Genomic DNA, 13,403 nt, shown 5'->3' with positions numbered 1-13,403 from the left:
CAGTCGGCGTTTTTGTTTGCCCAGCGAAAGGAACCCCGATGCGCGTCATGGAGGCCGATGAGCGGGTGCGAACGCCGCTTGTCGGCGCGATGGAGCCTGCCGAAGCCCAGGAGCGGATCAAGGCGATCAGCCTGGCCTGTGTTGACCTCTACCCGGTCGATATGGGCGAACCCGAGCTACAGATCACCCTGGCCGCTCTCTCTCAGAACCACATGTTCCAGCGCCTCTACAACTACGCCCGGCGGGCAGAGCTGACGCACGCTCTCGGCCAGGTCGAAGCCCAGATTGCGAGGTCATTCTAATGGCACGAGCAGCACCGCGTACCCAGGCCCCGGCCGCGCCGCCACCTATGGCGAGCGTGGCCGTGGGCATCTACATCCGTGTCTCCACCGACGAGCAGGCCGCCAGCGGCTTTGGCCTGGAGGTGCAGCGCACCCAGACCACCGGCATGGCGATGGTGAAGGGCTACCACAACACCACCGTCTACGAGGACGCGGGCCTGTCGGGCACGCTCGGCGCCAAGCAGCGCCCGGGCCTGGCCCGGCTGCTGGCCGATGTGCAGGCCGGCAAGATCCAGGTCGTCGTGATCGCGGCCCTTGACCGGCTCGGCCGCTCGACCCGCATCATCCTCGATGTGGTCGAGCAGATCACCAGCGGCGGGGCGCAGCTCATCAGCGCCCGCGAGAGCCTGGACACGACGACGCCGACCGGCCAGTTTATGCTGACCATCTTCGCCGCGCTGGCCCAGCTGGAGCGCGACCAGATCGTCAAGCGCACCGCCGACGGGCGCGAGGCCCGCGGGCGCAAGGACGGCGAGAAGGGCGGCAACCTGCCGCTCGGCTACCGGCGAGCCGATGGCCGGGTTTCGGTCGACCAGTCGGCGGCGGCTGTGGTGCGCCGCGTGTTCACGCTGCGCCAGATGTTCAGCCTGAACTCGATTGCCGGCACCTTCAACAGCGAGGGCGTGCCGACGCCGCACGGCGGGAAGGTCTGGTACGCCTCGACCATCCGCCAGATCCTGCTGAACGAGGCGATGTATCGCGGAGCCAAGCGCGGCGAGAGCAGCGCGGCCTGGCCGGTAATCCTCGACGGGACGGTGGCCAGCCCGCGCCGGCGCCGGCCGGGCCGCTAGGAGGCTGCTGATGGCCGACCTCGACTTCACCATCCCCACCGGGGTCACCTGGACGCGCACGCTGATCTGGACGCTGGCCGACGGCTCCCGGCGCTCACTCGCCGGGCTGGCCGCGAAGATGGAGATCCGCCCCCGCCACGGTGGGCCGGTGCTGCTGACCCTGACCAGCGAGCCCAACGGCGGCATCGCGCTGGAGCAGGCGAGCGTGGAGGGCGACCCGACCGGGGTAATTGTGCTGACCATCGCCGGGCCGGCCTCGGCGTCGCTCACGATGGGCGGCGTCTACGACTTGAAGCTTATGATTCGGGCATTTTGATCGAAAGTTCGCGGGCTGTTTTTTGGCCTGTGCTCCCCACTTTGGGGTCAAATCAAGGACTGAAATGCCAGTCGCGCCCCACTTTCACTCGGTGCCTGATGCCAAGTGTAAAGCGTTTCCTGAAAATTACCAGTCGACATGGCAGGGATTAGGAGAGCGCATGGCAGTTCTCGAACTTTGGACCCCAAATGCGCGAATCGTAAGTTGAAGCTGACCACGGCCACGGCTGAGGATGGCGAGCCGAGCTACCGGCTCGTTGAGGGTACGGTCACGCTCGACCTGGGGGTGACGCTATGAGCGGCGAGCCGGATATCGTGAGGGTCGTCGGCCCTGCGCCGATCGTCGTGCGCGAGGCGACCGTCACGGCTGGCGCGGTGGCGGCCCAGGCCGAGGTGATCGAGGTGCGCGAGGTGGCGATGCCGGCGACCACGATCACGCTTGTCGAGCCGGTCAACGTCGCGGTGGTGCAGAGCGGCCCGCTGGCTCTCGTCACCGGCGGCGGCGATGCGACCTACACCTTCTATCAGAACGCGCCGTCGGCCGAGTGGCATATCCCGCACCCGCTCAGCAAGCGCCCGTCCGTTTCGGTGCAGGACTCGGCCGGCAACCTGGTGATCGGCGACGTGCAGTACCTCGGCAACGACCAGGTAGTTGTCACCTTCCGCGCCCCCTTCAGCGGGCGGGCCGACCTGAACTAAGGACATCCCATGCTCATTCTGACCAATCTCGACTTCAACGGCGCGCAGCTCCTCAACGTCGTGCTGCAAGTGCTGGCAGCCCCGCCGCCCAGCCCGCAGGCCGGCCAGATCTACTACGACAGCTCGCTGCACAAGGCGCGCATCTATAACGGCGCGGCCTGGGACGACGCCGGCGGCAGTGGGGACGCCTCGCTGCTGAACGGCCAGCCGGGCACCTACTACCTCAACTTCGCCAACACGACCGGCGCCCGCGACCACACGGCGATCTCCGACTTCGACGCCCAGGTGCGCGCGGCCCGGCTCGACGAGCTGGCCAGCCCGATTGGCGTGGTCAGCCTGGCGGGCCAGCGGCTCACCGACCTCGCCGACCCGACGAGCGACCAGGACGCCGCGACCCAGGCCTATGTGCTCTCGCGCATCGACACCCTGGTGAACTCGGCCCCTGGCGTGCTCGATACGCTCGCCGAGCTGGCGACGGCGCTGGGCGACGATCCGAACTTCGCTGCGACGATGGCGGCGCAGATCGCGGCGGCCAAAGACCGCAGCAACCACACCGGCACCCAGCTCTCCGGCACGATCTCAGACTTCACCACGGCGGTCGATACGCAGATCCTGGGCAAGATGGCAGTGGCCGACATCGGCGACGGTAGCACGACGACCTTCACGGTCACGCACAACCTGGGGACGCGCGATCTGCATGTGCAGGTCAGGCAGAACAGCGACCCGTGGAACGCGGTGATCGTGGACTGGCGACCGGCGACGGTTAACGCGATCGAGCTAAGTTTCCTCACTGCGCCGGCGGTGGGCGCGTACCGGGTGACCATCAGCCGGGCGGGCTAACCAATGGACTTCCGCAGCCAACTCACACAGAACGGCGTGCCGGTGGCCCTCCTGGGCCACACGCACGCCTTTGGCGATCTGACCGGTAAGCCGACCACGTTGGCCGGCTACGGCATCACCGATGCGCTCTCGACCGCCGGGGGGAGCGCTGGCCGCAGCGTGTTCCTTCCAGGCACCGATTCCGCGATGGCCGCCGCCGTGGGCAGCCTTGGCCAGCTTGAGGCGCGCAGTTCGGGCGCGGCCGGCGCCGGCGCGTTCATCGCCTTCCACCGGCCCGGCACCTACGCCGCATACCTGGGCCTCGACACCGACAACAAGTTCAAGGTCGGCGGGTGGTCGATGGGCGCGGTGGCATATGAGCTCTGGCACGATGGAAATGCCGCCGCAAAGGTGCCGGACGATGCTACGCTGCTCGGCGGCAGCCAGGATCTCAACAGCTACCAGACGGCCGGCTTCTACTATCAGAACTCCAATGCGAACGCAGGCAGCGGCAGCAACTACCCGCAGGCCTACGCCGGATCGCTGCTGGTGCAGAAGTCGGCCGGGGTGACCCAGCTGTACGCGACCTACTACACCGCCGCGCCTGAGCTGTGGTTCCGCACCTACTACGCCGGTTCCTGGACGGCCTGGCGGCGCGTGCTGACCAGTGTCAACTACTCCAGCTACGCCCCGTCGCTGACCGGCGGCGGCGCGAGCGGCACCTGGGACATCGACATTCTTGGGAACGCCGCCACCTCAACCGCGACCACGCAGAGCACCTGGTCTGACCTGTATGTGAACGGCTGGTTTCGCAACAACGCCGCGCTCACTGGTATCTACAACCAGAACCTCGGCGTGCATCTGTACGCGCACAGCACCGTCGGCTGGACAATCACGTCGAACGGCGGCTACCCGCAGCTGGCGTTCCGCACCGGCCACCAGGGCACGATGCGCGGCTACGTCTACTCCGACGCTACCGGCTTCGGCCTGCTCCATAGCGGCGGTGGTTGGATGCTGTACGCCAATGGCAATGCAAATGTCACATTCCCCGGCCAGGTCATCTCCCAGACCTACATGACGATTACGCAGAATGCGAACGCTGGCTATCAGTTCTACGAGCGCGATCAGAACGTGCTCTGGGTTTTATACAGCCAGAGCGGCATCGCCCGTCTCTGGCGCGGCAGCGATCTGTTCAACTTCGGCAGCGCGGGCAATATGGGTATCCGCCAGGCGCTCTGGTCGGGCTGCGCGCTCTCAGTTAAGGGCATGGGCACGTCGTCGAGCACCTACGGGATGATCCTCTACGACAGCGCCGGCGGCAACACCTTCTGGGTGCGTGATGACGGCGTGGGCTGGCTCAAGGTCAACCCGCTGACCTACTCGGACGCGCGGCGGAAGACGCAGATCGCCGACATCGACAACCCGCTCGCCCTGATCAGCGCGCTGCGGCCCCGCTCGTTCGTGATGCGCGACGACCCCAGCGAGAAGCGCCGCTACGGCCTCATCGCCCAGGAGGCCATCGCGATCATCCCCGACCTGGTCGATCTGAGCGTGCAGCCCGGCCAAAACGAGGCCGAGTACAGCATGGACTATATCGGCCTCATCGGCCCGCTTATCGGCGCCGTCCAGCAGCTGGCGGCGCGCGTTACCACCCTGGAGGAAACACCATGCTCCCGATAGGAAGCACCACCCCTGCCAGCCAGCTCTACCCGGTCAGCACGAGCCAGGACGAGAGCGGCGACTGGATCGTCGCTGTCGGCCCGCAGACCTTCGCCTTTGGCCAGGACGGGGCGGCGGCGCAGGCCTTCGCCACCGCTGCGGCCAACACTGCGGGCCTCGTCGAGTGGGTCACTCGCGCCAAGGCGCTGCTCCGGCGGATGGAGGACCTCCTGGCCGAGGCCGGCACGCTCCGTGTACTCTACGAGGATAACGGCCTCTATGAGCTGCTGCTCGCCACCCCGCCGACCGCGCTGATGCCTGGCGTCGGCCTATCCCTGGCCCGCGTACTCGGGATCGGCTGCCTGTTCCAAGACCTGACCGCCTTTCTCGCAGATGATGCGGTCGGCGTGCCGCCGGCACCCATCCCGCTTGGCGTGCGCCGGCGGGTGATCACCCTCCGCGACTAATAGGAGACGCCCCCGATGAGCCTCGAAGAACTCAAGACCCAGTTCGATACGCTGTCCGCTGAGCACGCCGCGCTCTGGCGCGGCATCACCATGACCGACCAGTGGCGGCGGCTTCAGACCATTGAGGGCCAGCTTGACTTGCTGGCCGAGCTGATCAAGAAGTTGGAGCCGATCCCCGCTGGCGAGCGGCCGGCTCCCGTCGGATAGCTCGTTACAGGAAACTACCCCGCCGTGTGTATACTTTGCTCTGTATCGAGCAGCGCACGCACGCGCCGAACAGTCGTTCGGCGCGTGTTTTCTTTTGTGCCCGCAAGAGACCACCCCGGCCCTGTTCGGCTCCTGCGTCGCGTCTGGGACACCGGCCCACCGCGATGAATCAAGGAGTCCTTTGTGAGCACCGATCTCCGCATTGAGTACACGCCCCTCGCCTCACTGCTGCCCGCCGCCCGCAACGCCAAGCTGCACGACGAGCCCGGCATCCGCGCCTCCATCCTCCGCTTCGGCTTCGCCGAGCCCCTGACCATCAACGAGGCCACCGGCCGCCTGGTGGCCGGCCACGGCCGCCTCATCGTCCTGAATAAGCTGAAGGCCGAGGGCGCGAAGGCTCCTGCCCGCATCACCGTCAAGGGCAAGGACTGGCTGGTGCCGGTCGTGCGCGGCCTGAGCTTCGCCAGCGAGGCCGAGGCCGATGCCTACCTGATCGGCGCGAACCAGCTCACCATCAACGGCGGCTGGAACGAGAGCCTGCTGCTGGAGACCATCGCCGACCTGGCCAAGGTGAGCGGCGGCTTCGCCGGCACCGGCCTGGCCCAGGGCACCATCGACAAGGCGCTGGCCGAGTTCAGCGCCTCGGCCGCCAGCTTCGCTGAGGCGATGGCACCGGCCCCGGTCGCCGCGCCCACCCCGGCCTCCGCCGCCCCGGCCCCGGCCGCCGCTGCGGCCGCGCCCGCCCCGGTCGCCGCCGCCCCGATCCCGGTTCATGTCGCCGTCGATGATGGCGCGCTGGGCATGGGCTTCGGCGCGGGCGGCGAGGGCGACACCGCCGAGGACAACGGAATCCTCGACCCCATCGACCGCTCGCTCACCAAGGGCGAGAACGCCAACCTCAATGAGGCCGTGCGCTTCATGCGCTACGCCATCCCGCTGACGGTCGAGGAGTCGGCCGCGCTGGAGGCCGCCGTCGAGGATTGGGTCCACCAGACCGGCGGGCTGTTCGGCTTCATCCGCAACCTGCTCAAGCAGGCCGGTCGGATCTAGTCCGCTCAGGGCACGCACCAGAACATCCATTCACACACCCATCAGGAGGTGACTTATGGCTGGCAGAGGTGGCTTCAACCCCTACCGCGACCGCAACGGCGAGTTCTGCGCCCCGGCCCAGGCCGGCAAGCCCGGCCGCTCGCGGGCGCTGTCCGCGAGTCAGAACTGGCAGGGCGGCAAGAGCAAGGCCGGCATCCCCGGCGGCACTGGTGCCTCGTTGCGCCGTGGCGCGGCCCTCGGCGGCGCTGCGGCCCGGGCTGACGCCCGCGCCCAGGCTCGGGCGGCCACGCTCACCCCGCGTCAGCGGGCAGCCCGCGCCCGGAGGGCCCAGGGCTAAACAGTACCGCTGCCCCCCACCGAGTTCCTGTACGCGGTGGGGGGCAAATGTACGGCAAATGTACGGCAGAAATGGCCGTTCCAGAACGCGAGCGAAAACATGTTCTACCTCGACTATCCCGTCGCAAACCTGCGGCCAGCCCTCTACAACCCGCGAAAGATCGACGATGCGGCCTTCGCCGACCTGTGCCGCTCGCTGGAGCAGCTCGGGATGGTGAAGCCGATCATCGTGGCCCCTGACCAGACGATCGTCGCAGGCCACCAGCGGCTCAAGGCGCTGATGGCCACTGGCGCGACGACAACCCCGGTGTACCTGCTCGCCGAGATCTCGCCTACTGACGAGATGCGGTTTAACCAGCTCCACAACGGGACGGATCTCGACACCGGCGACGAGCATGTGCGGGTGCCGGTCTACGCGGGCCTGGGCTACGCGGATGTGCCGGCCGACGGGGTTGAGGGGAACCTGCGCTCAGCCGGCGCGCCGATCCGCTCGGAGATCGCGAAGCTGCTCATCGGCCACGGCCCCTGGGGCGGCATCGTGGCGACGCAGAGCGGCACGTGCCTGAGCGGGGCGCAGTACGCGCTCTCGTGCAAGGTGCTCGGCATGCCGGTGCGAACCTACTACATCGCCGACGACCAGGCCCAGCTCGTGCGGGCGCTCTTCCAGCGCCCGTATGGCCAGTTCCACTATGGGCACCTGAAGCGCGAGACCTATATCCAGACCTTCGCGCAGCCGTTCTTGTGCCGGGCGGACATGGCCGGCTCAGACAGCGAGGGCGTGACCTCGCCGACCTATGAAAAGCACGTTCTCCCCAGCCTGCAGCCGGGCGAGCACATTCTGGACTTCGGGTGTGGGCAGGGCGACTACGTGAAGCGGCTGACGAAGCGCGGCCTGCCGATCTGGGGGATGGAGTTCTTCCGGCGGCAGGGCTCGGCGATCGACACCAAAGCCGTGCTACGGATGGCCGACGCGCTCTTCGAGCATCTGCACGTGCATGGCCGGTTCGATGTGGTGATGTGCGACCACGTCATCAACAGCATTGACAGCGACGAAGCCGAGGCCGCGGTGCTGACGCTGCTGAACGCGTTCTGCAATCCGGCCGGCAAGATCTACTTCAGCGGCCGCCGGCGCGACCACTACGAGCGGGCCTTGTATGCGACCTCGCACCGGGGCGGCATGCGGGCCTTCGAGTTTATGGACCAAGGGGGGCTCTCGGGCATCCTGCTCCATGGCCGCTGGTTCTACCAGAAGTTCCATACGAAGACCCAAATCACCGAGCTGACGAAGCGCTATGTGATGCGGGACCCGGCCTACCAGAACCACTCGGCGAGCCAGTTCAACCTGCGCGGCATCAAGGACTTCGAGCACACGGCGGCCGACGTGGAGGCGGCGCTGCGCTTCGAGTTCAACCTGCCCTGGCCGGGTGGCCGCACGGTGGGTCGTGCCGAGGAGGCGGTGGCGGCGTGGCGCGCCGCTATCGCAAGGGAGCAGAAACCGCAATGATCGCCACGGCTGCCGGCGCGCTCGCCACGATCGTCTTCGTCAGCAGCGCTATGCCGATGCTCGTCAAGGCCGTCGTGACCCGCGATCTTCGGAGCTACAGCATCTGGAGCCTGGTGCTGAGTGAAATCGGCAACGGGCTTCAATGGCTCTATCTGCTGAGCCTGCCGCTCGCGCCCATTCACTTCCTGCACGCCTTCTACACGCTCACGACGGCCGTGATGATCGGCCTTCGCCTTCGCTACAAGGACTGAACCATGCCCTTCTATCTGGAGTACCCGGTCGAGAACCTTCGCCCGGCCCCGTACAACCCGCGCAAGATTGATGACACGGCCTTCGGCGACCTCTGCCGCTCGATCACCCAGATCGGCATGGCCAAGCCGATCATCGTGAACGACGACGGCACGATCGTGGCCGGCCACCAGCGCCTCAAGGCGCTCAAGGCCACCGGCGGCACCGTGACCCCGGTCTACATCGTCACCGGCCTAACCGCCTCGGATGAGATGCGCTTCAACCAGCTGCACAACGGCACCGACATGGACACCGGCGACGAGCATGTGCTCGTGCCAGCGATGCCGGGCAGCCTGGGCTACTTCGACGTGGAGCCCGACTCCGTGCAGGCGAACATGCGCTCGGCCGGCGCGCCGATCCGCTCGGAGATCGCCAAGCTGCTGATCGGCTACGGCCCCTGGGGGGGCATCGTGGCCACGCAGAGTGGCGAGTGCCTCTCGGGCGCGCAGTACGCGATCACCTGCAAGAGCCTGGGGTATCCTGTTCGCACGTTCTATGTGCGCGACGCGGACGCGCCGATCATCCGCGGGCTCTTCCAGCGCCAGTACGGGCAGTTCTTCTACGAGCACCTGGCCCGCGAGACCTACATCCAGACCTTCGCCCAGCCGTTCCGCTGCCGCACCGACGCTGCAGGCAACACCGAGGGCGTCAAGTCGCCGACCTGGGAGAAGCGGGTGCTGCCTGAGTATCAGGTGGGCGAGCACATCCTGGACTTCGGCTGCGGCCAGGCCGACTACGTGAAGAAGATCACGCGCGAGCTGCCGCATATCCCCATCTGGGGCATGGAGTTCTTCTACCGCAAGGGCGACTACATCGACAGCAAGGCCGTACACCGGATGGCCGACGAGCTGTTCCACCACCTGGAGACCCAGGGCCTGTTCGATGTGGTCGTGTGTGACTACGTGCTCAACAGCATTGACAGCCAGCGGGCTGAGGACGCGGTGCTGACCTGCCTCAACGCGTTTGCCAGGCCGGGCGGGCGGATCTACGCCTCGGGCCGCCGGCGCGACTTCATCGAGCAAAACATCTACGCCACCTCGCACCGTGGCGCGATGCGGGGCTTCGAGTTCCTGGACAGCGCGGGCCTCTCGGGCATCCTCTTCAAGGGCCGCTGGTTCTACCAGAAGTTCCACACCAAGGCCCAGGCGCTCGATGCCGGCCGGCGGTTCCTCGACCCCGAGGTCTCCTACCAGAATCACTCGGCCACCCAGTTCAACCTGCGCGTCGGCGCGAAGGCCCAGGAGCTGCCGATCGCCACGGTGGAGGCGGCGCTGCGCTTCGAGTTCGACCTGCCCTGGCCCGGTGGCCAGCGGGTGAACCGGGCCGAGGACGCGGTGCGGGCCTGGCGGAAGGCTATCGAGATCAGCGGGCGCGGCGCGACGGTGAACCAGGTGGAGCTGGCACCGGAGAGCCATACCAACCAGTAAGGAGTGGGACGGCCATGCCAGGACACAACGGTGGGTTCAACCCATTCAGGGACGCCAATGGGGAGTTCACCGACCCGGGCGCCGCCGGCAAGCCAGGCCGCTCGCGGGAGGGTGGCCCGGCCAAGTGGACGAGCCTGAACGACCAGATCCGGACGGCGGCGGGGCGCGGGACGGCGGGTGGCGGCGGGGCAGGCCCGAGCGCTTCGCTCGGCGAGGCACGTCAGCCGGTGCGTGGTGTCGGGGTGCAGTTCTACCAGTACCCAAAAAGTAAATATATGCCCGAGGCCAAGGCGAAGGGCGAGGCGCTCAACGAGGCGGAGCAGGCGCATGCGCGTCGGCTCCTGGCGCCAGGTGTGCGGAACGCGGAGATTGTCGCCGCTGGCGATGGGAAGGGAACGATGGGGATGGTCACCGCGATGCGGCGCCAGCGCGGCGGCGGCTCAGCGCCGTGGCTGTCGTACACGGTGCTCGATCCAGCCACGCGGGGGACGAAGGCGGAGAAGTGGCTGGAAATCCCGCGCGGCGAGAAGCGAGACCCGAAAACCGGGCTGGTGACTGATGTCGTCAGCGAGGTGGATCGGGTGCAGGAGTTCGTCCATAAGGTCAACAGTGGCGCTGATTTCCGCGAGACGCTCAGGGCGTTCAACGGCGGGCAGGATCCGATCGACAGTACCCACTTCGGCGACCCGATGAGCGAGGCGAACCTGGGGGCGTTCGAGGGCTAGACCCGGAGGAAGTGACGTATGGGCGCAGGAGATCAGCCCCGCGACTCCTGGGGCAGATGGACGGCACGGCCAGGCGGGCGGGCAACGGCGCCCGTCAAGCCCAAGGCCGCGCCGGTGTACAAGGACGGCACTCGCGAGGTGCATCTGACCAAAGAGCGCGCGCCACACTACCAGGTGTGGGACGGCGATGCGCTGGTGGCCGAGAAGCCCGCCGGTCGGGCCTGGAAGCGCGATCAGGATGAGGCGATCGCGCTGGCCCGGGGCATCCCCCGCGACACATCGAACCTCGCCGACCTCTCGGACAAGAGCCACCACGCGGTGATCAACAGCGTGCTGCGCGGTGCTCGGGCTAGCCAGCCCGGCGCGAGCGGCATCCGGCTCAGGAGCAAGGCCGAGATCGAGCTGGCCCACACCATCGCCGAGAACATGCGGCGCGAGAACGCGTCCCGCGACCCGGATGAGCTGCGCCAGCAGGCTGACTACATCGCCGCCCAGCACGCCGCTGCGGGCGGCGCCTCGGTGCAGGCCGAGCTGGCCCGCCAGCGGGTGACGCAGAACGACCTGGACACCCTCGACGAGGACGCGGCCCGCGAGGCCGAGCACTACGGATAACGGAGGACGACCACCATGCCAGGCCACAACGGGGGCTACAACCCCTACCGCGACCGCAACGGGGAGTTCACGACCCCGGCGGGCGCCGGCAAGCCGGGCCGCTCGCGCAGCATCTCCAGCGGGCGCAAGGCACCGGGGGTGCCGCAGGGGATCGGCCGGAGCCCGACCGCGAGGACTTCAAACCCGCGCTCGGGGAAGCCCGCGCCGGTTAAGCTCGTACCGCGTGATCAGCTGATTGCCAACTTCAAGCATCCGGCGACGAAGGCGTCCGCCATCGCGGCCGCGAGGTCGTTCCTCCAGGATGCGAAGTCGACGCCGGAGCAGCTCTATGACAAGCTGGGGGCGTGGGAAACGCAGCGGATGCAGGCGGGCCGGAAGAACGACAAGGAAGAGCGGGTGATGGCGGCGATCTCGCAGGCCCTCGCCAACACCATGTTTTAGTGATATCTACCGACGATGAGCGACGACATCCTACCCAACGACATCCCAAACGACGAGGACGGTGCCGACGGCGAGGAGATGACGCCGAAGGCGCTGGCGGCGTTTGAGCAGTACTACGCCCTCGGCCCTGGCCGCTCGCTGCGCAAGCTGGCGGCCGAGGCCGGGGTCGCGCAGCGCCAGCTCGAACGCTGGTCGTCGCGGTACGACTGGCCGAGGCTCGCCCGCGAGCGCCACACTGAGGAGGTGGAGGCGGCGCGGTCGGCGGCGCGCAAAGAGGCCGCGACGCTGGCCCGGCGCCGGCTGCGCAACGCCCAGCTCATGCAGGAGGCGGCGCTGACCATCTTCTCGCTGGCCAAGCTGACCGATATGGAGCCGGACGAGGCCCGCAAGGCCCTGCCTGATGCCCGCTTCTTGCTGGTCGAGGGCATGAAGGCCGAGCGGCTGGAGCTGGGCGAGGCGACCGAGACAACGGCCACCGTGGCGCCGCCCAAGCCCATCGGCGAGATGAGCGACGAGGAGCTACATGCCTATGTGGCGCTCCTGGAGGAACAGGCGTGATTGCGATCTGGACAGAGACCCGGCTGCTGTGGCGGCTACGCCTCTACGACGAGGCGACGGCTGCCCACTGTGAGCGCGTCGGTAAGCTGGCCGGTGCCATCGCGGTGCAGCTTAATCTGTCCCTGACCGAGGTGCGCGCCCTGGTGCGGGCCGGCCGGCTGCACGACATCGGCAAGCTCGATGTGCCGATCACGGTGCTGCTCAAGGACAGCCCGCTCACCGAGGATGAGCGCAGCCTGTTCAACGACCACCCGCTCTACGGCGCCGGCTGGATCGGCGGCGAGCTGGCCAGCCCGATCACGATCGCGGTGATCGTCAGCCACCACGAGCGCTGGGATGGCAGCGGCTACCCCTATGGGCTGGCGGGGGCCGCTATTCCGATGGCCGCCCGGATCGTGGCCGTGGCCGATGTGTACGACGCCCTGCGCGAGGAGCGCCCCTACAAGTCGGCCTGGGGCCACGAGGCTGCCCTGAGCTATGTGATCGACCACGCCGAGACCATGTTTGACCCGATCGTGGTCGCCGCGTTTGCGGCGGCCTTCCATCATTCCCGCACCACAACAAAGGAACGAACCGCATGAGCATCCGACGCAACCGCATCGTAAGCTACGCCGACGTGAACCCCTCCACGCTGCTCGAGCACCCCGACAACCTGGTCATCCACACCGCCGAGCAGGAGGCGCAGATGACCCATCTGCTGAAGACGGTCGGCTGGGCGGCGCGGGTGCTGGTGAACAAGAACACCGGCCGGATCATCGACGGCCACATGCGCGTGGCCGTGGCCCAGCAGAACGGTGCGAAGACCGTGCCGGTGGCTTACCTCGACCTCTCCGAGGAAGAGGAGCGCAAGGCGCTGCTGTACCTCAAGCGCACCACCAGCCTGGCTCGCATCGACCCGGTGAACCTGGAGCAGCTGATGGACAGCGTCGTCACCCCCGACGACATGGTCGCCCAGATGATGGCGGCGTTCGCGGCCGAGGCTGGCGTGCTGGCCAAGCAGCAGCGCGAGAAGCCCCGCGAGGTGGTCGAGTATGTGACCATCAGGCTCGGCGACGTGCTGGAGTTCCAGGTGAGCTGGGCGGCCTACGTCCACTGGCGCGGCGCCCTGCAGGCGAAGTACCGCACCCGGCACGACACGATCGCCTACGCCATCGCCGTGCGGCT

The 13,403-nt window shown here is 67.7% G+C and carries 19 protein-coding genes; all 19 read left to right on the top strand.

The genetic code is table 11. From position 1 onward, the window contains the following. Window positions 1–38 precede the first annotated feature (38 nt). Window positions 39–302, top strand: a complete 264-nt coding sequence (locus tag K2Z83_RS13440; protein WP_220595702.1) for a hypothetical protein — start codon at window positions 39–41, stop codon at window positions 300–302. Next, the gene (locus K2Z83_RS13435; RefSeq protein ID WP_220595701.1) at window positions 302–1,132 is read left to right on the top strand and encodes a recombinase family protein; all 831 of its coding nucleotides are present in this window, start codon (window positions 302–304) and stop codon (window positions 1,130–1,132) included. The genes K2Z83_RS13440 and K2Z83_RS13435 overlap by 1 nt, the downstream gene beginning before the upstream one ends. A 10-nt stretch (window positions 1,133–1,142) precedes the next feature. After that, window positions 1,143–1,448, top strand: a complete 306-nt coding sequence (locus K2Z83_RS13430) for a hypothetical protein (protein WP_220595700.1) — start codon at window positions 1,143–1,145, stop codon at window positions 1,446–1,448. A 293-nt stretch (window positions 1,449–1,741) separates the two neighbouring features. Continuing rightward, entirely contained in the window at window positions 1,742–2,146 is a 405-nt protein-coding gene (locus tag K2Z83_RS13425) for a hypothetical protein (RefSeq protein ID WP_220595699.1), read from the top strand. A 9-nt stretch (window positions 2,147–2,155) separates the two neighbouring features. Next, window positions 2,156–2,986, top strand: a complete 831-nt coding sequence (locus tag K2Z83_RS13420) for a hypothetical protein (protein ID WP_220595698.1) — start codon at window positions 2,156–2,158, stop codon at window positions 2,984–2,986. Between the two features lie 3 nt (window positions 2,987–2,989). Then, window positions 2,990–4,645: a pyocin knob domain-containing S74 family peptidase gene (locus K2Z83_RS13415; protein ID WP_220595697.1), complete on the top strand. Its 1,656-nt coding sequence runs from the start codon at window positions 2,990–2,992 to the stop codon at window positions 4,643–4,645. Then, on the top strand, window positions 4,633–5,091 hold the full coding sequence (locus K2Z83_RS13410) for a hypothetical protein (RefSeq protein ID WP_220595696.1): 459 nt from the start codon (window positions 4,633–4,635) through the stop codon (window positions 5,089–5,091). The genes K2Z83_RS13415 and K2Z83_RS13410 overlap by 13 nt, the downstream gene beginning before the upstream one ends. A gap of 15 nt (window positions 5,092–5,106) precedes the next feature. Beyond that, window positions 5,107–5,298: a hypothetical protein gene (locus K2Z83_RS13405; RefSeq protein WP_220595695.1), complete on the top strand. Its 192-nt coding sequence runs from the start codon at window positions 5,107–5,109 to the stop codon at window positions 5,296–5,298. 183 nt (window positions 5,299–5,481) lie between these two features. After that, complete coding sequence (locus K2Z83_RS13400) at window positions 5,482–6,348, top strand: hypothetical protein (protein ID WP_220595694.1); 867 nt, start codon at window positions 5,482–5,484, stop codon at window positions 6,346–6,348. Between the two features lie 55 nt (window positions 6,349–6,403). Beyond that, a complete protein-coding gene (locus K2Z83_RS13395) occupies window positions 6,404–6,685 on the top strand; it encodes a hypothetical protein (RefSeq protein ID WP_220595693.1) in 282 nt (93 codons plus the stop codon). Window positions 6,686–6,784: 99 nt separating this feature from the next. Then, on the top strand, window positions 6,785–8,188 hold the full coding sequence (locus K2Z83_RS13390) for a ParB N-terminal domain-containing protein (RefSeq protein ID WP_220595692.1): 1,404 nt from the start codon (window positions 6,785–6,787) through the stop codon (window positions 8,186–8,188). Further along, window positions 8,185–8,439: a hypothetical protein gene (locus K2Z83_RS13385; protein WP_220595691.1), complete on the top strand. Its 255-nt coding sequence runs from the start codon at window positions 8,185–8,187 to the stop codon at window positions 8,437–8,439. The genes K2Z83_RS13390 and K2Z83_RS13385 overlap by 4 nt, the downstream gene beginning before the upstream one ends. Window positions 8,440–8,442: 3 nt before the next feature. Then, the gene (locus K2Z83_RS13380; protein ID WP_220595690.1) at window positions 8,443–9,903 is read left to right on the top strand and encodes a ParB N-terminal domain-containing protein; all 1,461 of its coding nucleotides are present in this window, start codon (window positions 8,443–8,445) and stop codon (window positions 9,901–9,903) included. A 14-nt stretch (window positions 9,904–9,917) separates the two neighbouring features. Next, window positions 9,918–10,628 (top strand): hypothetical protein, encoded by a 711-nt coding sequence (locus K2Z83_RS13375; RefSeq protein ID WP_220595689.1) that lies wholly within the window; start codon window positions 9,918–9,920, stop codon window positions 10,626–10,628. A gap of 18 nt (window positions 10,629–10,646) precedes the next feature. After that, a complete protein-coding gene (locus tag K2Z83_RS13370) occupies window positions 10,647–11,240 on the top strand; it encodes a hypothetical protein (protein ID WP_220595688.1) in 594 nt (197 codons plus the stop codon). Window positions 11,241–11,255: 15 nt separating this feature from the next. Next, window positions 11,256–11,681 (top strand): hypothetical protein, encoded by a 426-nt coding sequence (locus K2Z83_RS13365; RefSeq protein ID WP_220595687.1) that lies wholly within the window; start codon window positions 11,256–11,258, stop codon window positions 11,679–11,681. Between the two features lie 15 nt (window positions 11,682–11,696). Then, the gene (locus tag K2Z83_RS13360) at window positions 11,697–12,239 is read left to right on the top strand and encodes a hypothetical protein (RefSeq protein WP_220595686.1); all 543 of its coding nucleotides are present in this window, start codon (window positions 11,697–11,699) and stop codon (window positions 12,237–12,239) included. Beyond that, the gene (locus K2Z83_RS13355) at window positions 12,236–12,820 is read left to right on the top strand and encodes an HD domain-containing phosphohydrolase (protein WP_220595685.1); all 585 of its coding nucleotides are present in this window, start codon (window positions 12,236–12,238) and stop codon (window positions 12,818–12,820) included. Before K2Z83_RS13360 ends, K2Z83_RS13355 begins: the two co-directional genes overlap by 4 nt. Beyond that, window positions 12,817–13,403: ParB N-terminal domain-containing protein (locus K2Z83_RS13350; protein ID WP_220595684.1), on the top strand; the 587-nt coding region annotated here is incomplete at its 3' end. The genes K2Z83_RS13355 and K2Z83_RS13350, both read left to right, overlap by 4 nt.

The sequence above is a fragment of the Oscillochloris sp. ZM17-4 genome (genome assembly GCF_019599295.1).
GTDB lineage: Bacteria > Chloroflexota > Chloroflexia > Chloroflexales > Chloroflexaceae > Oscillochloris.
This window is presented reverse-complemented; position numbering and strand designations above follow the sequence as displayed.